The sequence below is a fragment of the Amycolatopsis sp. WAC 01375 genome, assembly GCF_003947325.1.
Lineage (GTDB): Bacteria > Actinomycetota > Actinomycetes > Mycobacteriales > Pseudonocardiaceae > Amycolatopsis.
Genome location: NZ_QHHW01000037.1, coordinates 45,746 through 68,232, shown reverse-complemented (window position 1 = coordinate 68,232; position 22,487 = coordinate 45,746). Strand labels below are relative to the sequence as shown.

23 protein-coding genes are annotated in these 22,487 nt (G+C 68.8%); 13 read left to right on the top strand and 10 right to left on the bottom strand.

Features of this window, described 5'->3' with window-relative positions:
* Window positions 1–93: 93 nt before the first annotated feature.
* Entirely contained in the window at window positions 94–309 is a 216-nt protein-coding gene (locus DL991_RS26320; RefSeq protein ID WP_125787030.1) for a hypothetical protein, read from the bottom strand.
* A gap of 142 nt (window positions 310–451) precedes the next feature.
* Here DL991_RS26320 and DL991_RS26315 point away from each other — a divergent pair, with 142 nt between their 5' ends.
* On the top strand, window positions 452–1,258 hold the full coding sequence (locus tag DL991_RS26315; protein ID WP_125787029.1) for an NmrA family NAD(P)-binding protein: 807 nt from the start codon (window positions 452–454) through the stop codon (window positions 1,256–1,258).
* A gap of 129 nt (window positions 1,259–1,387) precedes the next feature.
* Here DL991_RS26315 and DL991_RS26310 read toward each other — a convergent pair whose 3' ends face one another.
* Window positions 1,388–1,864, bottom strand: a complete 477-nt coding sequence (locus DL991_RS26310) for an Rrf2 family transcriptional regulator (RefSeq protein WP_125787191.1) — start codon at window positions 1,862–1,864, stop codon at window positions 1,388–1,390.
* Between the two features lie 114 nt (window positions 1,865–1,978).
* On the opposite strand from DL991_RS26310, the gene DL991_RS26305 reads away from it, so the two are divergent.
* Window positions 1,979–2,710, top strand: coding sequence for an SDR family oxidoreductase (locus DL991_RS26305; RefSeq protein ID WP_125787028.1), 732 nt, complete (start codon window positions 1,979–1,981; stop codon window positions 2,708–2,710).
* Window positions 2,711–2,779: 69 nt separating this feature from the next.
* On the opposite strand, the gene glpD is transcribed toward DL991_RS26305, so the two are convergent.
* From glpD to DL991_RS26290, 3 genes are read right to left on the bottom strand one after another with little or no spacing between them, the layout of a single operon-like run.
* Window positions 2,780–4,492 carry a glycerol-3-phosphate dehydrogenase gene (gene glpD / locus DL991_RS26300; RefSeq protein WP_125787027.1) on the bottom strand — a complete coding sequence of 571 codons (1,713 nt, stop codon included), beginning with the start codon at window positions 4,490–4,492 and terminating at the stop codon, window positions 2,780–2,782.
* A gap of 5 nt (window positions 4,493–4,497) precedes the next feature.
* Window positions 4,498–6,015, bottom strand: coding sequence for a glycerol kinase GlpK (glpK, locus tag DL991_RS26295; protein ID WP_125787026.1), 1,518 nt, complete (start codon window positions 6,013–6,015; stop codon window positions 4,498–4,500).
* Between the two features lie 12 nt (window positions 6,016–6,027).
* On the bottom strand, window positions 6,028–6,849 hold the full coding sequence (locus DL991_RS26290) for an MIP/aquaporin family protein (protein WP_125787025.1): 822 nt from the start codon (window positions 6,847–6,849) through the stop codon (window positions 6,028–6,030).
* Between the two features lie 151 nt (window positions 6,850–7,000).
* On the opposite strand from DL991_RS26290, the gene DL991_RS26285 reads away from it, so the two are divergent.
* From DL991_RS26285 to DL991_RS26265, 5 genes are all read left to right on the top strand, one after another.
* Complete coding sequence (locus tag DL991_RS26285) at window positions 7,001–7,768, top strand: IclR family transcriptional regulator (RefSeq protein ID WP_125787024.1); 768 nt, start codon at window positions 7,001–7,003, stop codon at window positions 7,766–7,768.
* Window positions 7,769–7,781: 13 nt separating this feature from the next.
* Window positions 7,782–9,734 (top strand): glycerol kinase GlpK, encoded by a 1,953-nt coding sequence (gene glpK / locus DL991_RS26280; RefSeq protein WP_125787023.1) that lies wholly within the window; start codon window positions 7,782–7,784, stop codon window positions 9,732–9,734.
* A 172-nt stretch (window positions 9,735–9,906) separates the two neighbouring features.
* Window positions 9,907–10,176, top strand: a complete 270-nt coding sequence (locus DL991_RS26275) for a hypothetical protein (protein ID WP_125787022.1) — start codon at window positions 9,907–9,909, stop codon at window positions 10,174–10,176.
* 152 nt (window positions 10,177–10,328) lie between these two features.
* Window positions 10,329–10,565 carry a hypothetical protein gene (locus DL991_RS26270; RefSeq protein ID WP_233598989.1) on the top strand — a complete coding sequence of 79 codons (237 nt, stop codon included), beginning with the start codon at window positions 10,329–10,331 and terminating at the stop codon, window positions 10,563–10,565.
* A gap of 75 nt (window positions 10,566–10,640) precedes the next feature.
* Window positions 10,641–10,853, top strand: coding sequence for a hypothetical protein (locus DL991_RS26265; RefSeq protein WP_125787021.1), 213 nt, complete (start codon window positions 10,641–10,643; stop codon window positions 10,851–10,853).
* On the opposite strand, the gene DL991_RS26260 is transcribed toward DL991_RS26265, so the two are convergent.
* Complete coding sequence (locus tag DL991_RS26260) at window positions 10,810–11,445, bottom strand: MerR family transcriptional regulator (RefSeq protein WP_125787020.1); 636 nt, start codon at window positions 11,443–11,445, stop codon at window positions 10,810–10,812. The genes DL991_RS26265 and DL991_RS26260 overlap by 44 nt on opposite strands.
* 347 nt (window positions 11,446–11,792) lie before the next feature.
* Between DL991_RS26260 and DL991_RS26255 the strand changes: the two genes are divergently transcribed.
* The 4 genes from DL991_RS26255 to DL991_RS26240 all read left to right on the top strand — a co-directional run bounded on the left by DL991_RS26255 (window position 11,793) and on the right by DL991_RS26240 (window position 14,846).
* Entirely contained in the window at window positions 11,793–12,656 is an 864-nt protein-coding gene (locus tag DL991_RS26255) for an alkaline phosphatase family protein (RefSeq protein WP_125787019.1), read from the top strand.
* A 91-nt stretch (window positions 12,657–12,747) separates the two neighbouring features.
* The gene (locus DL991_RS26250) at window positions 12,748–13,737 is read left to right on the top strand and encodes a hypothetical protein (RefSeq protein WP_125787018.1); all 990 of its coding nucleotides are present in this window, start codon (window positions 12,748–12,750) and stop codon (window positions 13,735–13,737) included.
* A 22-nt stretch (window positions 13,738–13,759) separates the two neighbouring features.
* Window positions 13,760–14,305, top strand: coding sequence for a cysteine hydrolase family protein (locus DL991_RS26245; RefSeq protein WP_125787017.1), 546 nt, complete (start codon window positions 13,760–13,762; stop codon window positions 14,303–14,305).
* A 28-nt stretch (window positions 14,306–14,333) separates the two neighbouring features.
* Complete coding sequence (locus tag DL991_RS26240; protein ID WP_125787016.1) at window positions 14,334–14,846, top strand: VanZ family protein; 513 nt, start codon at window positions 14,334–14,336, stop codon at window positions 14,844–14,846.
* On the opposite strand, the gene DL991_RS26235 is transcribed toward DL991_RS26240, so the two are convergent.
* The 3 genes from DL991_RS26235 to DL991_RS26225 form a co-directional block, all read right to left on the bottom strand.
* Window positions 14,810–16,501, bottom strand: a complete 1,692-nt coding sequence (locus DL991_RS26235; RefSeq protein WP_125787015.1) for an NAD(P)/FAD-dependent oxidoreductase — start codon at window positions 16,499–16,501, stop codon at window positions 14,810–14,812. The genes DL991_RS26240 and DL991_RS26235 overlap by 37 nt on opposite strands.
* The gene (locus tag DL991_RS26230) at window positions 16,498–17,253 is read right to left on the bottom strand and encodes a carbon-nitrogen hydrolase family protein (RefSeq protein WP_125787014.1); all 756 of its coding nucleotides are present in this window, start codon (window positions 17,251–17,253) and stop codon (window positions 16,498–16,500) included. Before DL991_RS26230 ends, DL991_RS26235 begins: the two co-directional genes overlap by 4 nt.
* A gap of 304 nt (window positions 17,254–17,557) precedes the next feature.
* On the bottom strand, window positions 17,558–18,121 hold the full coding sequence (locus tag DL991_RS26225) for a DinB family protein (RefSeq protein WP_125787013.1): 564 nt from the start codon (window positions 18,119–18,121) through the stop codon (window positions 17,558–17,560).
* 92 nt (window positions 18,122–18,213) lie between these two features.
* On the opposite strand from DL991_RS26225, the gene DL991_RS26220 reads away from it, so the two are divergent.
* Window positions 18,214–19,167, top strand: a complete 954-nt coding sequence (locus DL991_RS26220) for a YafY family protein (RefSeq protein ID WP_125787012.1) — start codon at window positions 18,214–18,216, stop codon at window positions 19,165–19,167.
* A 133-nt stretch (window positions 19,168–19,300) separates the two neighbouring features.
* Here DL991_RS26220 and DL991_RS26215 read toward each other — a convergent pair whose 3' ends face one another.
* Window positions 19,301–21,118 (bottom strand): NAD(P)/FAD-dependent oxidoreductase, encoded by a 1,818-nt coding sequence (locus DL991_RS26215; RefSeq protein ID WP_125787011.1) that lies wholly within the window; start codon window positions 21,116–21,118, stop codon window positions 19,301–19,303.
* 157 nt (window positions 21,119–21,275) lie between these two features.
* Between DL991_RS26215 and DL991_RS26210 the strand changes: the two genes are divergently transcribed.
* Window positions 21,276–22,478 carry a helix-turn-helix domain-containing protein gene (locus tag DL991_RS26210; protein ID WP_125787010.1) on the top strand — a complete coding sequence of 401 codons (1,203 nt, stop codon included), beginning with the start codon at window positions 21,276–21,278 and terminating at the stop codon, window positions 22,476–22,478.
* Window positions 22,479–22,487: the final 9 nt, after the last annotated feature.

Below are 22,487 nucleotides of genomic sequence, written 5' to 3'. Positions count from 1 at the left end.
CCGGCCGATCCTCACCGGACCCGGCGGTGGCGTCAAGAGTTTCGGACCAGTACGGGACCTGTTAATTTTCGCCATAAACTAAGACCGGGAAAGTCACCCGGCCACACCCCGCCGATTGCGCCGCTTGGCGGTATACGGCAGCGCGAACAGGTAGAGGCCGCTGAACATCAGCAGGAAGAGCGGCGGCAGCGGCGTGTAGAGCACCCACTCGGCCGGGTCACCCTGCGCGACGACCACGAAGCAGACGATCACGGTGGCGACGAAGACGAGGGACGTCCACCGGTGGAACGTCCGGATCCGCTTGCTCACGAGAACCTCCTGGAGTCGTTTTGCCTGTGGCTAAGACGCTAGGGATCCCGTGGACCTCGACGCTTCTCGATTCCTGACCGGTCCGCTTGACCTCCACATTACTTGAGCTTTTACCTTCGCTGGAAACGAAGGGAACAAACTCATGACCGTCTTGGTAACCGGCGCCACCGGGAACACCGGCCGCCACGTGGTGGCCGAACTCGTCCGCCGAGGGGAACACGTCCGGGCACTCACCAGGAACCCCGCCGCGGCACGGCTTCCGGTGGGTGTCGAACTGGCGGAGGGCACGCACACCGCGCCGGAAACGCTGACCGACGCCCTCGACGGCGTCACCCGGCTGCACATCACCGTCACGGCGGGGCTCGCCGACGTAGGCGCCGACCTGGTCAAACGCGCCGTGGCCGCTGGGGTGCGGCGGATGACCATCGTGTGGGGCGGCTACGTCGGGCCTACGGAGCAGGCCATGGCCGAGTCCGGGGTCGAATGGACACGGCTGGAACCCCAGGAGTTCATGTCCAATGTCCTGACCTGGACCGACTCCATCCGCACCGGGAAAGTGGTCCGCGAGCCGTTCGACCTCCCGAGCGCCGTGGTGCACGAGGGTGACATCGGGGCCGTCGCCGCCACCGCGCTCGTCGAGGACGGGCACTCGGGCAAGGTCTACAACCTCACCGGGCCGGAAGCGCTGACCACGAGCGAACGGATCGCGATCCTCGGCAACGCGCTCGGCCAGGACATCACGCTGGACCGGATCACGCGACAGCAGGCGATCGACCGGCTGCTGGCCGAAGGCGTCTCGGTGGCGGACGCCGAATACGTCGTCGGCTGGCACGGCGATCCGCCCGTGGAGGCGCGCACCGTCGTCGACACGATCGAGATGGTGACCGGGCGCCCGGCCCGCACCTTCGCTCAGTGGGTCGCCGAACACGCCGACCGGTTCAAACCGTGAGCGGTCCGACCGGCGTGACGCGCGCCGTGCGGTAAACCCGACCGCCTGCCTGGTCATCGTGGTCGTGAGTGGCGTTTCGGGTTCTAACCCGAAACGGCACTCACGACCACCCGGACCGGCAAGCCTCGACTACCCCTCGGCGGCCTTGAACCACGCGCCGATCCCGGCGAGGGCGCCCGGACCGTAGTCGCCCCTGACGTCGTCGGCCAGATCCGCGATGGAGACCGCGCGCAACGCCGCCCGCCACTGGACTTCGGCGTTCGCCATCGCGCGGCTGATCGCGCACGGCGCCGTGCACGCCTCGGACGGGGTCGCCATCGGGCCGCGCTGGCGGATCTCGGTACAGACGAAGGCGGGGCCGGGCCCGTCGATGGCCTCGACGACGTCGAGCACCGTGATCTCCGACGGCGGCCGGGTGAGGACGTATCCCCCGGCCTTTCCCTGCACCGACCGGATGAGATCAGCTCGCGAAAGGGCCTGGAGTTGCTTCGCGAGGTAGCTCGGCGAGACGTCGTGCAGCTGCGCCAGGCGCGCGGCCGGCGCGGGTTCCTCGACCGAGGTCAGGACGACGCAGCAGTGCAGGGCCCACTCGACCCCGCCGGACATCTTCACCCGGATGACTCTAACTCGCCTCTTGACTCGGACACAATATGTCTGAGTATTATCTCGGACATGAGGTATCCGAGTTAGCGGACGCCTACCGAGGAAGGGCACTGGGCCATGAAATTCGCGATCATCGGCGGGACCGGACTGATCGGTTCGCAGGTCGTGCGGAACCTGAACGAGGCCGGGCACGAGGCGGTGCCGCACTCGCCGTCCACCGGGGTCGACCTCCTCACCGGCCAAGGGCTGGACGCCGCGCTCGACGGCGCCGACGTGGTCGTCAACCTCACGAACTCGCCGACCTTCGACGACGCCTCCCCCGCGTTCTTCCGGACGTCGATGGACAACCTCGTCGCGGCTGCGAAGAAGGCGGGTACCGGGCACTTCGTGATCCTGTCCATCGTCGGCGTCGACCAGGTGCCCGAACTCGACTACTACCGCGCGAAGACGCTTCAGGAAGACATCCTCAAGAACAGCGGCGTCCCCTACTCGATCGTCCGCGCCACCCAGTTCATGGAATTCGTCGACGCGGTCCTGTCCTGGACCTCCGACGAGACCACGGTCCGCCTGCCCAGTACGCCGATCCAGCCGATCGCCGCGGCGGACGTCGCCGCCGCCGTTTCCGAGGTTTCGGCCGGGAAGCCGCTGAACGGGACCCTCGACGTGGGCGGCCCGGACGTGTACCCCCTGGACGAACTGGGCCGGATCACCTTGTCCGCCAAGGGAGACACGCGTTCGGTGACCGTCGACGAGACCGCGGGCATGTTCGCCGCGGTCAAGGGCGACGTCCTCACCACGAAGGACGGCGCCCGCATCGCCGAGACCCGCTACCTCGACTGGCTCAAGTAACGGCACAGCGTGTGAAGGCCCCCTTCCCTCGGCTCAGCCAAGGGAAGGGGACCTTCACGCGCTTCGGGATCAGCTCGGCAGCAGCGCCGGAGCCGCGAGACGGCTGGCGTTCGCCGCTTCGTCGTCCGGCTGGGCCTGGGCGGAGCGTTCCGCCTCGACCCGCGCGAGGTAGTTGGTGACCTCGCGCTCCCGCTTGTGCGAGTCCCAGCCCAGCAGCGGCGCCATCAGCTCCGCCACCACCGGCGCCGCCGTCACACCGCGGTCACGCTCCTCGATGGAGATTCGCGTGCGCCGGGTCAGGACGTCCTCCAGATGCAGCGCGCCCTCGTGTGAGACGGCGTACACGACCTCCGCCTTGAGGTACTCCGCCGTTCCCGGGATCGGCTCGCCCAATTCGGGTCGCTCCGAAATCGACTCCAGGATGTCCTCGATCGCGGTGCCGTAGCGCTGGAGCAGGTGCTCGATCCGGCCGATCGGCAGCCCCGTGCGCTGCACCAGCGAGTGCCGCGCACCCCACATCTCGTGGTAGCCCGTCGCGCCGACGATCGGCAGCCGCTCGGTCCACGACGACGGCGCCGGACGGCCGAGGTCCTCCACCGCGACGTCGACCGCATCGGCGGCCATCACGCGGTACGTCGTGTACTTGCCGCCGGCCACGATCACCAGACCGGGCACCGGATGCGCGACGGCGTGCTCGCGCGACAGCTTCGTCGTCGAAGTCGCCTTCGCCGCCAGCAGCGGCCGAAGCCCGGCGTACACGCCTTCGATGTCGTCGGCGGTGATCGGCGTGCGCAGGACCGCGTTGAGATGTTCGAGCACGTAGTCGACGTCCGCCTGGCTGGCAGCCGGGTGTTCGCGGTCGAGGTCCCATTCGGTGTCGGTGGTGCCGACGATCCAGTGCCGTCCCCACGGGATGACGAACAGGACGCTCTTCTCGGTGCGCAGGATCAGCCCGGTGTCCAGGTCGATCTTCTCGCGCGGCACCACCAGGTGGATGCCCTTCGACGCGCGCACGGTGAACGGCGCGGGGATGCCCGCCGCCTCGGCCATGTCGTCGCTCCACACGCCGGTGGCCGCGACGACCGTCTTCGCCCGGACCTCGATCTCCGCGCCGCTCTCGCGGTCGACGACCTTGGCGCCGACGACGCGCTCGCCGTCACGGATCAGCGACGTCACGCGAGCGCGGGTGAGAACGGACGCGCCTTGCTCAGCCGCGGTCCGCGCGATCGTCATGGTGTGACGGGCGTCGTCGACTTGGGCGTCGTAGTACTGGATGGCGCCGATCAGGGCGTCGTCCGCGAGGCCGGGGGCGACCTTGCCCGCGCCGCGTTTGGACAGATGCCGGTGCCGCGGCAAGGCGCGCGCTCCGCCGAGCGTGTCGTAGAGCGTGACACCCGCGCCGATGTAGCCGCGTTCCCAGACGCGGTGCTTGAGCGGAACCAGGAACTTCACCGGACGGACCAGATGCGGCGCCAGCGTCTGCAGCAGCAGGCTCCGTTCCTTCAGCGCTTCACGGACCAGCTTGAAGTCGAGGTTCTCCAGGTAGCGCAGCCCGCCGTGGATCAGCTTGCTGGACCGGCTCGACGTGCCCGCGGCGAAGTCGCGTGCCTCGACGAGCGCGACGGAGAGCCCGCGCGAAGCGGCGTCGAGCGCGACGCCGGCACCGGTCACTCCCCCGCCGACGACGAGAACTTCGACCTCTTCGCGAGCGAGCTTGCGCAACGTCTCGGCACGGTAGACCGGGGAAAGCGGTACGGGTGTCACTCTGTTCCTCCTGTTCATCGGGCTCACTCGACCTCCACCCAGTCGAGCGTGCGGCCGACGGCCTTCTGCCAGCCCGCGTAGCCCTCGGCGCGCTGTTCGTCCGTCCAAGACGGCTCCCAGCGCTTGTCCTCGTTCCAGTTCTGTTCCAGCTCGTCGATGGACTTCCAGAACCCGACCGCGAGGCCTGCCGCGTAGGCGGCACCGAGCGCGGTGGTCTCGGCGACCACCGGCTTCGACACCGGCACGCCGAGGATGTCGGCCTGCAACTGCATGCAGAGCTCGTTCGCGGTCACGCCACCGTCCACACGCAACACGTCGAGCGGGACACCGGAGTCGTTCTGCATGGCCTCGACGACGTCGCGGGTCTGGTAGCAGATCGCTTCGAGCGTCGCCCTCGCCAGATGCGCGTTGGTGGTCGCCCTGGTGAGCCCGACGATCGCGCCGCGCGCGTCGGATCGCCAGTACGGCGCGAAGAGCCCGGAGAACGCGGGGACGAAGTAGACACCGCCGTTGTCCTCGACCTGGCGGGCGAGGCTCTCGCTCTGGGAGGCGCCGCTGATGATGCCCAGCTGGTCGCGCAGCCACTGCACGGCGGAACCCGTGACGGCGATGGAGCCTTCCAGCGCGTACACCGGCTTCTCGTCACCGAACTGGTAGGCCAGCGTCGTGAGCAGGCCGTGCTTCGAGCGCACGACCTCGTGCCCGGTGTTGAGCAGCAGGAAGTTGCCGGTGCCGTAGGTGTTCTTGGCCTCGCCGGGGCGGAAGCACACCTGGCCGACGGTCGCCGCCTGCTGGTCACCGAGCACCCCGGTGATGGCGACCTCGCCGCCGAGCGGGCCGTCCGCGCGGGTGACGCCGAAACGACCGTTGTTCGACGACGGCGCGATCGACGGCAACATCTGCTTCGGGACGTCGAAGAACGACAGCAGTTCGTCGTCCCACTCCAGGGTTTCGAGGTCCATGAGCATGGTGCGCGACGCGTTGGTCGGGTCAGTCACGTGCACGCCGCCGTCGGGGCCACCGGTGAGGTTCCAGATGAGCCAGGAATCGGTGGTACCGAAGAGCGCGTCGCCCTTTTCGGCGTCTTCGCGGACGCCGTCGACGTTCTCCAGGATCCACTGCAGCTTGCCGCCGGAGAAGTAGGTCGCGGGCGGCAGTCCGGCCTTGCGGCGGATGACGTCGCCCTTGCCCTCGCGTTCGAGCGCCGAGGCGATCCGATCGGTGCGGGTGTCCTGCCACACGATGGCGTTGCAGTACGGGCGCCCAGTGCGGCGGTTCCACACGACGGTGGTCTCGCGCTGGTTGGTGATGCCGAGCGAGGCGAGGTCGGCGGCGGTCAGCTTCGCCTTGTTGAGCGCGGTGGCGATGACCGAGCGGGTCCGCTCCCAGATCTCGGTGGCGTCGTGTTCGACCCAGCCCGGCTTCGGCAGGATCTGCTCGTGCTCGAGCTGGTGGCGGGCGATCTCGTTGCCGCCGTGGTCGAAGATCATGAAGCGCGTGCTGGTGGTGCCCTGGTCGACGGCGCCGATGTAGTCAGGCATGGGTTTCGCTCCTTAAGAAACGCGCTCGATGTCCTTGGCGGGCAAGGCTTCCGGTGCCGGGTCGGCGGGCAGGTAGCGCTCGATGAAGAACTTGTAGATCGCACCGCCGATCACCGCGCCGATCACCGGCGCCACGATCGGGATCCACCAGTACGGATAGCCGTATTGGTCGGTGAACGCGGTGTCGTAACCGGTGAGCCAGGACATCAGCCGCGGGCCGAAGTCGCGGGCGGGGTTGATCGCGTAGCCGGCGTTGGTGCCCCAGGCCATGCCGATCGCGACCACCAGGAAGCCGACGACGACCGGGGCGAGGTTCGCGGCGGGCGCGGTGTTGCGGAGATCGGTGATGGCGAAGATCACCAGCGCGAGGATCGCGGTCCCGATGATCTGGTCGCGGAAGGCGCCCCAGTCACCCACCGGAAGGGTTCCGTTACCCGGAAGGGTGGAGAAGACACCCTGGGTCTTGATGGTCAGGCCGGGGTCCGCGGCGTTGAGCACCTCGGTGTAGTTCCACCGCACCAGCAGCGCGGCGACGAACGCTCCGGCCGTCTGCGCCAAGGCGTACGGGGCGACCTTGCGCCACGAAAAGCCCTTGAACACCGCGAGCGCCACCGTGATGGCGGGGTTCAGATGCGCCCCGCTGATCCGTGAAGCCACGTAGATACCGAGCGTGACACCGATTCCCCAGGCCCACGCGATGCTGTCGTGGTCCCCGATGCCCGCGGCGACGACCTGCGCCACCACCCCGCAGCCGAACAGGATGAGGATCATCGTCCCGACGAACTCCGCCGCCAGTTCGCCCGCCAGTCCGCGAGCTTTGAGGTTTCGCACCATTGCTTCCTCCACAAAGGACACCGTTGCCCTGTTGAGGCCGAAGTTAAGTTCGCGGAAACGCGGGGTCAACGGACACCGGTCGGCATTGTCGAACGCGCGAAGACGATGTTCGACATTGTCGAATCAGGGCCGGTCGGGCTACGGTTGAGCCGTGCCCGGTCCGATCCAGTCCATCGAGCGCGCCGCCGCGATCCTGCGGTTGCTGGCGCGCGGTTCGGGGCGTCTGGGGGTCGGCGAGATCGCCGATTCCCTCGAACTCGCCAAGGGAACGGCGCACGGGATCCTGCGCACCCTGCAAGGGGTCGGCTTTGTCGAACAGGACCGCGACACCGGGAAATACCAACTCGGCGCGGCGCTGCTGCACCTCGGCACGAGCTACCTCGACGTCAACGAACTCAGGTCACGTGCGATCAACTGGGCCGACGCGCTGGCCGCGCGCAGCGGTGAAGCCGTCCGGATCGGCGCGCCGCTGGAAGGCCGGGTCCTGGTGGTGCACCACGTGTTCCGGCCCGACGACAGCCTGCAAACCCTGGACATCGGCACGCTTCTGCCGTTGCACGCGACGGCGCTCGGAAAAGTACTTCTGGCCTACGACACCGGTCTCGTGGCATCGTTGCGCAGCGGCGGACCGGAGGCCTACACCCGCCGGACCCTGGTCACCCAGACGGCGATCAAACGCGCCTGTGGCAAGGTGCGCGAGGCGGGCTGGGCGAGTGAGAACGGCGAGATGATCACCGGCGAGGCCGGGATAGCGGCGCCGATCCGCGGCCACGGCGGCATCGTGGTCGGCGCGATCGGGGTGTCCGGCGCGACGGAACGGATCTGTGAAGCCGACGGCAGCCCGATCCCGCGGCTGCTCGGCCACGTACGCGACGCGGCACGGGCGGTCTCCCGCGATCTCGGCGCGTCCCGATGGTGATGGAGGTGCTCGCGTGGTCCAGCGCTACGTGATGTCGATCGACCAGGGCACCACCTCGACGCGGTGCATCCTGTTCGACGCGCGCGGCAGGCTGGTCTCGGTCGCGCAGCGCGAACACCAGCAGCACTTCCCCCGGCCCGGCTGGGTCGAGCACGACGCGACCGAGATCTGGCGCAACGTCGGCCGGATCGTGCCGCAGGCGCTGGCCGACGCCGGTGCCGAACCGGCACAGGTGGTCGGCCTCGGCATCGCCAACCAGCGCGAGACGACGGTGCTGTGGGATCGGCACACCGGCAATCCGGTCGGGCGCGCGATCGTCTGGCAGGACACCCGCACCGACGCGATGCTCGAACACCTCGCCCGCGAGCCGGGCGCCGACCGCGTCCGGCGGCTGTGCGGGCTGCCGCTGGCAACGTACTTCTCCGCACCGCGTATCCGGTGGATGCTGGAAAGGACTCCCGGCCTGCGGGAACGCGCCGAGCGCGGCGACGTGCTGTTCGGGACGGTGGAGAGCTGGCTGATCTGGAACCTGACCGGCGGTCCCGATGGCGGCGTCCACATCACCGACGTCACCAACGCCTCGCGCACCATGCTGATGAACCTGCGGACGCTGTCCTGGGACGACGAACTGCTGGAGTTCTTCGACGTCCCCCGCGCGATGCTGCCGCGGATCCGGCCGTCGACCGAGGTGTACGGGACGACGTCACGGGTGGTGCCGGGGATCCGGATCGCGGCGGCACTCGGCGACCAGCAGGCGGCGTTGTTCGGCCAGACCTGCTTCGCGCCCGGCGAGGCGAAGTGCACGTACGGCACGGGCAGCTTCCTGCTGCTCAACACCGGCCCGACGCCCGTGCTCTCGACCCACGGCATGCTGACCACCGTCGGGTTCAAGATCGGCGACGAGCCCGCCGTGTACGCCCTCGAAGGGTCGATCGCCGTCACCGGATCGCTGGTGCAGTGGTTCCGCGACGGGCTCGAACTGATCGGCAGCGCGCCCGAGATCGAGACGCTCGCGCGGACGGTCGAAGACAACGGCGGCTGCTACATAGTGCCCGCCTTCTCGGGCCTGTTCGCGCCGCACTGGCACAGCGAGGCACGCGGCGTGATCGCCGGACTGACGTCGTACATCACCAAGGGACACCTCGCCAGGGCCGTCCTGGAAGCGACGGGCTGGCAGACCCGCGAGGTCGTCGACGCGATGAACGCCGATTCGGGGCTCGCGCTGTCGACGCTCAAAGTGGACGGTGGGATGACCGCCGACAACCTGCTGATGCAGTTCGTCGCCGACGTCCTCGACGTGCCGGTGGTGCGCCCGATGGTCGCCGAGACGGTGTCACTGGGCGCGGCGTACGCGGCCGGATTGTCGGTCGGCTACTGGCCGGACCTGGAGGGCCTGCGCCGGAACTGGCACCGCGCCGGACAGTGGCTGCCGACGATGGACCCGGCCCGCCGCGACAGCGAATACTCGCACTGGCGCCAGGCCGTGGAGCTGACCTTCGGCTGGATGCGCCCGGGCCCGACGGCCGCTCCCCCCGGCTCCGACCTGGTCGAGGTCGTCCTGGCCGACCACCGCCGGATCGAACAGCTGTTCCGGGACCTCCGCAACGACGAGGCCGATCGTCGGGCGCTGATCGCGGAACTTTCGGCGGCGCTGGTCGCCCATGCGACCGCGACCGAACGGATCGTCCGTCCCGATGCGACAGAGAGCGGGCTCGGCGCCGAACTGCTGGCCGTGCTGGAGGCCGGCGACTCCGAGAAAGCGCTGGCGGCACTGGAGAATTCGGTGGACGCGCATATCCGCGCGGAGGAACGCGGGCTGCTGAACGAACTCCGGCGCACACTGTCCACTTCGGACCGTACCGGGCTCGGCCGCGCGTTCGTGGCCGAACGGCAGCGGCAGCTCGACCTCGACTGCGGCTCCGCCGCGCACGTCCGCGAGCAGGGCTCCCGGCTACGGCTCTCGTGACTCGCCGGTAGGTCGTGTTAGCCTGTCGCCGTGCGCCGCTGGACTCGACTCGTAGTCAAGCGCGCCGGCTGAACCAGGTCGCCGGCGCGCAGTCCGGCGACCCCTCGACACGGGGCATTTCCCGGGACCTGGCCCTCCATGGCCTGTACGTTTCCCGCCCTTGGAGCCCGCGATGTCCGCTGTTTCGTTTCAGATCCCCGCCCCGCGATCGTCCATGCTGGTCCGCCGCCGGATCGCGACGTACTTCGTCGGCGGCGTCGACCAGATTCCCGGCCTGGTCGACGCGCTCGGCTGCCTCGTCCACGACCTGTCGGTCGACGTGCGCGACGGGGTCCGCGAAAGCACCATGACCTGCGCCGTCCTGATCGACGCCGGTGAGGTCGAGCCCCTGCTGGACCGGCTGCGCGGACTGTCCTCGGTCGTCTCGTCCGAACTGGTCTGACCGCCGGCCGCGGGCCCGAAAGTCGTGACTCGCGTGATCAGAGACGTAACTAGCGTGATTGAAGGCGCATCTCACGAGTTACGTCCCCAATCACGCGAGTTACGGCTCTGATCACGCGAGTTCGGCGCTAAGTCCCCTATGCCCGAAGTCTCTTGCACGGTTCCGTGCAGCCGGCGGGCAAGGCCGTCAAGAAGGTGCCGTCGCGAGGGACCACCGACCCGGTCAAGGACGGGACGACCTACCTCGGCCATGAGACCGGCAACGACTCCCCCGTCCCGATGAAGTACTCGGAACAGGACGGCCAGGACCGCACCAAGAAGGTCACCTGGTCCCGTGTCCGGTTCCGCGACGGCACCCTGGTCGATCAGATCATCGTGCGGCGCTCCTGACCCGCCTTCCTCCCGTTACAGAGTCATGACATGAACAAGACGGGGCCACGATGAACGTTCCCGAACATCTGCATCATGCTCGACCAACGAACCACGCCCATCGCGGTACCCGGTGCGAAGCGGCGACCACGGCTTCCGGTGACGATCCTGGCCGTCTTCCTGGTGATCGCCGGAATCCTCGGTTACGTGGTCATCCTGTCCGGTTTCGCCGACGGCACGAGCTTCGACGTGGCGACGGCTGCGGCTACCTCGGCGGCCGTGTCCCTGGCTCCCCGTCTGCGAAAGTGACTTCGGCGGCGTTTTCCACGGTCGTTCTGAAAGCGCTTACCAGCAGCTCGGCGAAACAGGACCACGGAGCCGCCGAGACACCCCCGGTCTGGACTTTCAGAGCGGCCAGTTGCTCGCCGGCCAGCGGCGCCACCCGGTCCATGAACTGGCCGAGGAACCGCAGGGCCATGACGGGCGGGATCCCGGCACCGGCAAGCTCGGCCACCGCGCGGGAAACGGACGGGCGCACGACGGCAGGCGCTCCCTCGTCGTCCTTGCCGAGCACGCCGTGCCGTTCCAGGCACCGGACGACGGCGGGCTGTTCGCGAGCGAGGTCGACCATCGCCGCCTCCAGCCGTTCGGCGCCGTCCACTGTGGTCGTTCCGAGCATCGCGGCGATGGACACCAGGTTGAAGCCCTGTTTCTGCAGCATCGTGATGCGCCGCAGCCGCCGCAGATGGGCCGGGCCGTAGTAGGCGGACCTGCCGTGCCGGACCGGCGGGGCGAGCAGACCTCTCGTCTGATGGGCCCGGATATTGCGCGCCGACATGCCGATGATCGTCGAGAGTTCTTCGATCGTGTATCCGGCCGGTCTCGGCGAAAAGGGCTTCACGCCGAACAGCTTAACCAATGGTCGGATGAGTACACCACAACACCGGCGCAATGGTGACGCAACTGCCAGCCGGCTGAATCAGCGAGTTGCCACAAGTTCATCGGTTCGCCGCCCCGAACACAAGGCGAAGAGGTGCTTTACATGGTTTCGTGCCAAGTAATGTCGGTTTTGGGGCGTTCTACCCCCGCGGATTGCTCCAGTCAGGCGATCTTGATGGGCCCAAGACTTTCCTGCCGTTTAAATGCAGCTGAGACATCTGATGTCTCAGCTCTGTCGACGCCTTCGGAGCGCCGCTGAACCCGATGGCCGGTCGTCAAAGTTTCAACCTTTTCCCAGGAGGTTTCTGCATGTTCTGGAAACGGATCGCGGTCGCGGCGGTGGCCGCGACCGGCTTGGCCACGGGGCTGGTGGTGTCCCATCAGGACATTCCGGCCGCCGCGACGGAGCCGGCCGCCGCGACGGTCCCCGCCTTCGACCACATCGTCCTCGTGATGTTCGAGAACAAGGACTACAAGGAGATCAGCGGCAGCTCCAAGGCTCCGTATCTCAACAAACTCGCCTCGCAGGGCGCCAAGTTCACCAAGGCGTACGGGACGACCCATCCCAGCCAGCCGAACTACATCGCCCAGTTCGCGGGTTCGACGCACGGCGTCGACAGCAACAAATGCCAGGATCTCGGGAACAAGGAGAACATCGCTTCCCAGCTGGCGGGGATCGGCAAGAAGTTCGCCGGCTACGCGGAAAGCATGCCCTCCGACGGCTACACGGGGTGCACGAAGGGCAAATACGCCCGCAAGCACAACAGCTGGGTCAGCTTCAGCAATGTCCCGGCGTCGGCGAACAAAAGGTTCTCGTCGTTCCCGAGCGACTTCACCAAGCTGCCGCACGTCGCTTTCGTGACCCCGGACCTGTGCAGCGACATGCACGACTGCCCGGTCGACACCGGCGACAAATGGCTGAAGAACAACCTCGACGCCTACGCGCAGTGGGCCAAGACGCACAACAGCCTGCTGATCGTCAATTTCGACGAAGACAGCGGGACGTCGGTGAACCAGATCTTCACCACGTTCGTCGGCGCCCACGTGAAGCCGGGCAGCTACAGCGAATCCATCAACCACTACTCGATCCTCCGCACGATGGAGGCGGCGTTCGGCCTGCCGGGCATCGCCAACGCGGCGAACAAGCCGCCGATCACGAGCGTGTGGCAGTAACCGGGTGAACCCCGCGGGCGTGTCCACTGTGGACGCGCCCGCGGCCGGTAAAAGACGCTGTTCTCTTGGCTCCCCGCAGGAAGGCACGACCGTGAACACCCGCACCCGCGTCCTGATCGCCGTCACCGGAATACTCACACTGGCCACGGCCGCCGTGCTCTACGTCGGGGTGGCCGGCGCGCGCAACCAGGACACCGCGTCGGCGGGCACCCGCGACGCCGTCACCCTCGAAGGCGGGCGATTGTTGTTCCGCAGCACCGCCGACGCCGACCGCGGGCACGTGTCCAGCGTCAGCGCGGCCGATCCCGGCGGAACCCGGGCGGTGTCCACCGTCTCGTGCAGCCGGGTTTACGCGGCGAGCGGCACCGGGATCTGCCTGCGCCCGGAAACCGGGCTGACGACCTACCAGCTGGCCGTACTCGACAGCGCTCTCGCGGTCAAGCAGGAGATCCCGCTGGTCGGCCTGCCCAACCGGGCGCGCGTCTCGGCCGACGGACGGCGTCTCGCGTGGACGGTGTTCGTCACGGGCGACTCGTACAACGGCGGCCGGTTCTCCACCCGCGCCGGCACCCTCGACCTCACCACCGACAACGTCGAAGGCACGCTCGAGGACTTCGCAGTCACGGTGGACGGCAAGCCGTACAAGGCGGCCGACTTCAACTTCTGGGGCGTCACCTTCGCCAGGCAACCGAACCGGTTCTACGCCACCATGTCCACCGGCTCCCACCGGTACCTCGTCGAGGGCGACTCCCAGGCCAGGACCGTGAGGACGCTGCGGGACAACGTCGAATGCCCGTCGCTCTCCCCCGACGAGACCCGCATCGCCTACAAGGCCGCCATCGACGGCGATCCCGCCAAAGGCTGGCGGATCTCGGTGCTCGACCTCGCGAGCGGCACCGTGACACCGCTGGCCGAGACGCGGAACGTCGACGACCAGCCCGCCTGGCTCGACGACCGCACCGTCGCCTACGCCCTCCCCCGCACCCAAGGACATTCCGACGTCTGGGCCGTGTCCGCCGACGGCTCGGGGACTCCTCGCCTGCTCATCCCGGAGGCCGAATCACCCGCCGCGCTGCCCTAGGACTCGGCCTAAGCTGCCGGATATGAAGGCCGCGCTGCTGATCGTCGACATGCAGGACATGCTCGTCCCCCTGGTGTGGCGCGGCGAGGAACTGGCGGCCCGGATCGCCGCGCTGGCGCGCCGGGCCAGGGCGGACGGCGTTCCGGTGATCGCCCTGCGGCAGGTCGGCGCGCCCGGCACCGACTTCGATCCCGCGTCACCGGGCACCCGGGTCAGCGCGCTGCTCGATCTCGAGCCGATCGACGTGGTGGTCGACAAGACGGCGACCGACTCGTTCTACCGCACGGGGCTGGCGGGGCTGCTCGTCGACCGGGGCGTCGACACCGTGGTGCTGACCGGGCTGGCCACCGACTACTGCGTCGACGCGACCGCCAGGTCCGCGCAGAGCCACGGTCTCGACGTCGTGCTGGTCGGCGACGGCCACGCGCCGTCCGCCGACGGCGACCCCACCACGGGCCTGACCGCCGAACAGGTCATCGCCCGGCACAACCTGCTCCTGTGCACCGCGATCCACCCGGGCGGCAGGCTGCGCGTGGTGCCCGCGGCGGAGGTCGAGTTCACCGGCTGAGCGAGCCTGCTCGTACGATCGGCTCGCCATGATCACGAACTTCCTCCTCGACCACTCCGCGCTCGTGCCCGTGGCGATCGCACTGGTCGCGCTCGTCTGCGCCGTCCTAGGCCACCTGTTCGCGGGCAAGCGGCGGATCCTGTGGGCCCTCACCGGCGCGTCCCTGGTACCGGTCTTCGCGCTGACGCTGATGCCCACCGCACACACGATCGACGGGATCCTGTGCACCGTCCAGTTCTCGCTGCCCACGCTCGGGACGGTGGAACTCTTGGCCAATGTCGCCTTGTTCCTACCACTGGTGTACTTCGCCGCGCTGGCGGCGGAGCGGCCGCTGACGATGCTCGCGGCGGGCTCGGCGCTGTCCGCGGTGATCGAGACGCTTCAGGCGTTCGTCCCCGCCATCGGCCGCGCCTGCGACACCAACGACTGGCTGATGAACACCGTCGGCGCGGTACTCGGCGTGGCACTGGCGCTCGGCACGGCGTGGCTGGTGAAGCGCCGCGCTCAGTCCGGCAGCTCGATGGGCGCGATCTCGTCGTAGACGTCGCCCGGACCCGGGTTCGCCGGATCCGTCGCGCCGCCGAAGTGGTCGAGCACGCCCCACACCGCGTTGAGCGCCGTCTGGACGGCTCCTTCGGCCCAACCGGCCGTCCACGAGACGTCGTCGCCCGCCAGGAAGAGGCCGCGGTGGCGCTCCTCCAGCCTGTCCTGTTTGAAGTGGGTGAACAGCCGGTGCTGGTAGCGGTAGTGGCCGGGCAGGTTGGCCTTGAACGCGCCCATGAAATGCGGTTCGGCCTCCCAGGACACGGTCACCGGGTCGCCGATGATGTGGCGCCGGACGTCGACGCCCGGGTAGATCTCCTTCAGCGACTGCAACATCACCTCGACCCGCTCGGAGACCGAAAGCGGCAGCCACTTCAGCGAATCGTCGGCCCACGTGTAGGACAGGCAGATCACCGCGGGCGCGTCCGGGTCGTCACCGAGCAGATAGGTGCCGCGCGGCATGCGGTCGGTCAGCGTCATGCTCATCGTGTCGCGGCCGGTCGCCGGATCCTTGTCCAGCCAGAAGGGCCGGTCCACCGGGACGAAGACCTTCGAGGACTCCATGTAGTGCGTGCGCTCGATCGCCGTCCAGTGGTCGATCGGGAACAGCGCCTCGTCGCAGGCGATCTTCGACAGCAGCATCCAGCTCTGCGCGGTGAACACCGCCGCCGGGTAGGTGCGGACGCGGCCTTCGGTGTCGGTCACGGTGATGTTGTTCGGCGCGGTGCGGTGCAGCCGGGCGACGCCGGGGTTCGGGCTTCCGCCGTGCAGTGAGCTCAAACTCGTTCCCGCGGGCCAGAAAGCGATGTCCTCGGGCGCGTGTTCCCACAACCGCAACGGAAGCTGCCTGCTCCCGCCGACGATGCTGCGGTGCTCGTCGTCGGCGCCGGTGTAGACCACCCGCAGGATCTCCAGGATCGAGTTCGGGAAGTCGGTGTCCCAGCCACCGGTGCCGAAGCCGACCTGCCCGAAGATCTCGCGGTCGCGGAACGAGGCGAACGCCGGCGAATCACAGAGGAAGCCGTAGAAGGTCTGGTTGTCCAGCCGCGGCACGAGTTCGTTCCACAGCCGCTTGATCGTCTTCGTGTCACGCTCGCGGATCGCCTTCTGCATCTCGGTGAACGCCGCCTGCTCGGACAGCGTGCTGTCCCAGGCCGCGGCGACCTTGCCGAAGACGGCGGGCAGTTCGTCCGCGGTCCGCGCGTAGTGGCTCTCCCCCTTGAGATCGACCACGGTGCTCGGCGTTCCCGGCGCGAGCGGGTTCGGGAACGGCGTCGTCTCCAGCCCGACCTTGTCGATGTAGTGGAAGAGCGCGGTGGACGCCGGCGGGAACCGCATCGCGCCCATCTCCGCGACGACGTCGTCCGGGCAGCCGGGGAAGTTCACCGTGCGCAGGCGGCCGCCGATCTCGGCGATCTCGTACACGACCGGGCGCAGACCGAGTTTCATCAGCTCATACGCGGTGACGATGCCCGAGAGGCCACCGCCGATCACCGCCACCTCGGTGCCGTGTCGCTCGTCGGGGAGCGAGCCGAGCCCGGCGGGGCTGGCGAGGAAATCGTCGTAGGCGAACGGGAAATCGGGGCCGAACATGGTGATCGGGCGACCCGTGGATTCGTCGTGGTGGATCGCGGTCGGGAGAGCGGAGGTCATGCGGAAAGTCCTCGGTACAGATCGGGCCGTCGATCGGCCAGGTGGGTGTTCTCCAGGCGCGACGCGACGAGCGCGTCACGGGTGACTTCGGCACTGATCAGCTCCGGACCGGCGCCCGCGCGGGCGAGCACCTCACCGGTCGGGGCGACGACGCAGGATCGGCCGCAGTAGGTCAGTTCCTGTTCGGTGTCGCAGCGGTTCGCGTACGCGACGAACAGCTGGCTTTCGTAGGCGCGGGCGGGCACCAACGTGTCGGCGACCAGTTCGTACGGGCTCATCAGCGCGGTCGGCACCACGAGCAGTTCTGTCCCCGCCAGCGCGTGCGCCCGCACCAGTTCGGGGAACTCGACGTCGTAGCAGATCAGCAGGCCGATCCGGAGACCGCCGAGCTCGGCCTGCACAACCGCCTCGGTGCCTGGCTCGAACCGGTCGCGGTCGATGTCGCCGAACAAGTGGGTCTTGCGGTAGTTCGCCAGCCGCTGTCCGCCGGGGCCGATCAGCTGGACGCTGTTGTGGACGTGGTCACCGCCGGACTCGGGGTATCCGTAGGCCAGCGCGACGCCGGTTTCCTTCGCCAGCACGGACATCCGGGCCGCTGTCGGACCGTCGGCCGGTTCGGCGAGCGCATGGGAGCGGGCGCCGATGTGGTAGCCGGTGGTGATCATCTCGGCGGCGATCACGAGATCGGCGCCCGACGCCGCGACGACGGACGGCAGCTCGGCATACGAGCCCTGATGGACGGCGACCTTCATACCGACGACGATATGCGCCGTTTCGATGTGCCGATAAGGGCGATCTGTTGCGAATAATGTCGGTGGACCGTCGAAAAGATGCAGTTAAATGCAATTCAGCGGTGATTTGTTGTCTGGATCACCCTCACGGCGGGGGTCGTTCTGGCCAAGGGTGTTTAGGTACCTGCTGGAGTGAGCCGGGTAGCGGCCGGTCCGTGAAGGACTCCTTGAGAGACCCAGAGTCCCTCAAGGAGTCCTTCACGGACCCCGGGAGGCCATCATGAGCCTCAGCAGCATCACCAGTCACAACAGGTGCGCGAAGGGATCAGGTCGACTTCTGACCGTCGATGCTCTCGCGCAGGATGTCGGCGTGGCCGGCGTGCTGGGCGGTCTCGGCGATGACGTGCGTCAGCACCCGGCGCACGCTGCGCACCGCGCCCGGCGGGTTCCAGGGCGCCTCCGGCAGCGGATGCGTGGCGGACAGGTCGGGGATCGTCGAGACGATCTCCGTCGTCCGCGCGGCGACCTGCTCGTAGCGCGCGAGGATTCCTGCCAGGGTGTCGCCGGGCAGCATCCTGAAGTTGTTCTGGTGGTCGATGGCCCACTGCGGGAACTCACGGGCGGTCCCGGCGCCGATGTCGGCCCAGGTGACGCCTTCCGGCAGGTCGTAGTTGATCGCGGACGGGCCCTCGACCGCGAACCGCAGCCACATCTCCTCGATCGAGGCGACGTGCTTGATCAGGCCGCCGAGGCTCAGTTCGCTGACCGTCGGATGCGCGTCGAGTTGCTCGTCCGTGAGCCCCTGGACGGTGGCGGTCAGCGCGGCGCGGATGGTGTCGAGGGCTTCGAGCAGGTCGGCGCGTTCGGCGTCGAGGATGGTGGTGGTCATCAGGCCCTCCGGGTTGTCGTTCTCTGGCACACGACGACTCTCGCAGGGGTAGAGGACAGGTTGTGGCCTCTACTGGAGGCATCATGGAAAACATGCCGAAGACCTCCGCGCGTCTGCTGTCGATGCTCTCGTTGCTGCAGGCCCGCCGCGACTGGCCGGGGGCACTGCTGGCCGAGCGGCTGGACATCAGCCCGCGCACCGTGCGGCGCGACGTCGACAGGCTCCGCGAGCTCGGCTACCCCATCGCGACGATCAAAGGTCCCGACGGCGGGTACCGGCTCGACGCCGGATCCGAACTGCCGCCGCTGCTCTTCGACGACGACCAGGCGGTCGCGCTGGCCGTCGCGCTCCAGATCGCCACCACCAGCGGCGCGGGGATCGAGGAGGCGGCGATGCGGGCGCTGCACACCGTCCGGCAGGTGCTGCCCTCGCGGTTGCGGCGCCGGATCGACATGCTCCGGGTCACCGCCGTCGAATCACCCGCGAGCCGGCCGGAACCCCGCGTCGATGGCGACGTCCTGCTCGCGCTCGGCACGGCGGTGCACGCCCGCGAGATCCTCCGGTTCGACTACGCGGACGCGCCGCGCCGGGTGGAACCGCATCATCTCGTCACCTGGCACGGCCGCTGGTATCTCGTCGCCTGGGATCTCGATCGCGCGGACTGGCGCACCTTCCGCGCCGACCGGATCTCCCCGCGCACCCCGACCGGCCCGCGGTTCACGCCGCGTGAGCTGCCTGCCCCGGACGTCGCCACCTTCGTCGCGAGCCGGTTCCGGGGCTCTTCGGAATCCGGCGAGTGGCCGTGCCGCGGCGAAGTCATCCTCGACCTTCCCGCGGCCACTGTCTCCCACTACGTCCGAGACGGCGCGGTGGAAGAACTCGGGCCGGATCGGTGTCGTCTCGCGCTGGGGTCGTGGTCGTGGGCCGGGCTCGCGGCGAGTATCGGCCGGTTCGACGCCGACGTCGAAGTCGTCGGGCCTCCCGAACTGCGGGAGGCTTTCGCCGTCCTGGCCCGGCGTTACGCGAAGGCGGCCCGGATCCGCTGAACACGGATACGACGCCGGGAACCGCCCAGGGTCTGGGGAACGGTGCCCGACGTCGTCGACCGCCCGGGGTCCGGAGGCGGCGCCCTCCGATGCTGGGACCGCCCGGGGTCCCGGCACTGAAGCTTCGTGTTCCTCACGCCTTGTGGTGCACCTCCTGCAGGCCGAACACCGGCGTCGGGATGCCCTCATAGCGCGCTTTCAGTTGCAGTGCGAGATAAAGCGAGTAGTGCCGCGACTGGTGCAGGTTCCCGCCCTGGAACCACAGGCCTTCCTTCCGGGTGGGCTTCCACATGTTGCGCTGCTCGCCCTCCCACGGGCCGGGGTCCTTCGTCGTCGCGGAGCCGAGGCCCCAGCATTTGCCGACGAGGTCCGCGGTCTCCTGGCCGACCAGGTCGGCGACCCAGCCGTTCATCGAGCCGTAGCCGGTGGCGTACACGACGAGGTCCGCTTTCAGTTCCGTGCCGTCGGACAGCACCACCGCGTCACGGGTCAGCCGGTCGACCTGGCCGTGGGCCAGCTTGATCTTCCCGTCGGCGACCAGTTCCGACGCGCCGACGTCGATGTAATAGCCGGAACCGCGGCGCAGGTACTTCAGGAACAGCCCGGATCCGTCGTCGCCCCAGTCGTGCTGGAACCCGGCCGCTTCCAGCCGCGCGTAGAAGTCCTTGTCCCGCTCACGGATCGCGTCGTACACCGGGATCTGGAACTGCGGCATGATCCGGTACGGGATCGACGCGAAGATCATGTCCGCCTTGTCGGTGGTGATCCCCGATCGCACCGCGCGTTCCGAGTACAGGTCGCCGAGTCCCAGCTCCATCAGCGAATCCGACTTCACCACATGGGTCGAGGACCGTTGCACCATGGTGACGTCGGCGCCGTGTTCCCACAGTGCCGCGCAGATGTCGTGCGCGGAGTTGTTGGAGCCGACCACGACCGCCTTCTTGCCGGCGTAGGAGTCCGGGCCGGGGTGCTGGGACGAATGGTGCTGATCGCCTTCGAAGACGTCCATTCCGGGGAACGACGGGATGTTCGGTTTCCCGGACATCCCGGTCGCGAAAACGACGTGCCGCGGCGTGAGCACCAGTTCCTCGCCCTCACGGACGACGGTCACCAGCCACTGCTTCTGTTCCTCGTCCCAGGAAGCCGAGGTCACCTCGGTGCTGGTCCAATACGGCACCTCCATGAGCCGCGTGTACATCTCGAGCCAGTCGGCGATCTTGTCCTTGGGCGCGAACACCGGCCAGTTGTCCGGGAACGGCAGATAGGGCAGGTGGTCGTACCAGACCGGGTCGTGCAGGCAGAGGTTCTTGTACCGCTTGCGCCACGAGTCGCCGGGCCGTTCGTTGCGTTCCAGGACGAGCGTCGGCACGTCGAGCTGCCGCAGCCTGGCGCCGAGCGCGATCCCGCCCTGCCCGCCGCCGATCACGACGACGTACGGCTGCTGCTCGTAGCCGAGCCGGGTCCGTTCCTCTTCGCGTTTCTCGGCCCACGACTTCCGGCCGCGCACGATGCCGTGCTCGACGCCCTTGGGCCGCTGATCGTTGCGAGGTTCCTCGAAACCCTTGAGCTCCCGCAGGCTCGTCAACAGCGTCCAGGCGCCTTCGTCCTTCAGCCTCAAGTGGCCTTTCACGCGCCCGGTCGCGGTTTCGAACTCCAGCCACGCTTCGGTGACACCGTCGGCTTCGGTCGGCGTCTCGGTGGTGCGGAACCCGGACGGCTCGATCCGGTCGAGACAGGCGCCGAGCATGCCGGCCACCTCGTCGCGACCTTCGACCGTCTTGATCGTCCACGTGAAGGCGACCAGGTCGCGCCAGTAGCAGTCGACGGCGAAGAGCGCGGCGGCGGCTTCGGCGTCGCGGGCGGCGAGGGCCGATTCGAACCGGCTCAGCCAGGCATCGACCCGAGCCTGCGGCGAGCCCGTCGCCTCGATCCGGTCCACCGTCTGTGTCATGGCCACTCCTGAACGTCGGCGTTCGGCTGTTACCCCGATCACACGCCGCGGCCGGCTACGGCGGCAAGGGTTGCAGCGTGTTGCAGCCCGGCTCCTTGGCGCGCCTCGACCGGCGGACCTATGCTGGTCAGTCGACGCGATGGTGCGGAGGTGGCCTGTGGGCGTGCACAGTTCGGTCCCGCCCGGCGTCGACCTGCCGATGCACGCCCGGGACCTGATCCGCATGCACGAAGCCGTGATCGGCGGCGGCCGTCCTCGGGTCCGGCCGCGGCCGCTGGTTTCGCGGTCGTGGTCACGGATGCTGAGCCTGGGGCTCGCCGCCGACGGGGTGAACACCCGCGATTCGGTGCCGCTCGACGAGGTCGCCCGCCGTCGCCGCGCCTCCCCGCTGCGGTGGGTGATCGAGGACCTCGGGCAGGTGGTCGGCGCGACGGCCGACACCGCGAACATGCTGCTGGTGGTGACCGACGCCGAGGGCATCATCCTCTGGCGGGTCGGCTCGCCCGCGGTGCGGCGCCGGGCCGACACGCTGGGCTTCACCGAAGGCGCCGACTGGACCGAGGCCAGGGTCGGCACCAACGCGATCGGCACCGCGCTCGCCGAGGCCGCGCCGGTGGAACTGCTCGCGGGCGAACACTTCGAACAGGGCCAGCATCCTTGGTACTGCACCGCCTCGCCGGTACACGATCCGCGCACCGGCGAACTGCTCGGGGTGATCGACGTCAGCGGTCCCGCGCTGACCCTGCACCCGGCGATCGGCGCGCTGGTGGAGACCGGGCGGCGGCTGGTCGAATCCGAGCTCTGGCGCCACCACCAGCAGGGGCTCGACCGGTTGCGCCGGACCGCCGAACCGGTGGTGACCGGCGTGGGCGGCCCGGTACTGCTGGTGGACGACGACGGCTGGGTGGCCCACTCCGCGGGGGTCTCCTCCGGCGCGAGGATCGCCGCGCCCGCGGAAGGGCGGATCCTCGCCGTTCCCGGGCTGGGAGCCTGCCTTCCCGAACGGCTGTCAGAAGGCTGGCTCGTGCGCCCGGCCGACACCGCGCGCCGGGTCCGGCTGGATCTCGAACTCGGCCACGCGCCGATGCTGCGGATGGCCTCGGGTGACGTCGGCTGGGTCCGCACCGTGACGCCGCGGCACGCGGAGATCCTCGTGCACCTGCACACGGCGGGCCCGTCCGGGCTGTCGGCCGAGGCGCTCAGCCGGGCGCTCTACGGCGACGCCGAACATCTCGTCACCGTCCGCGCCGAGGTCTCCCGGCTGCGACGGCTGCTCGGCGCCATTGTGGACACCCGGCCGTACCGGCTGGCCGCCGGTGTCGGCCTGACAATCCATAAAGGACTCGAAGTCGGCGGCTGAGCCGCCCCC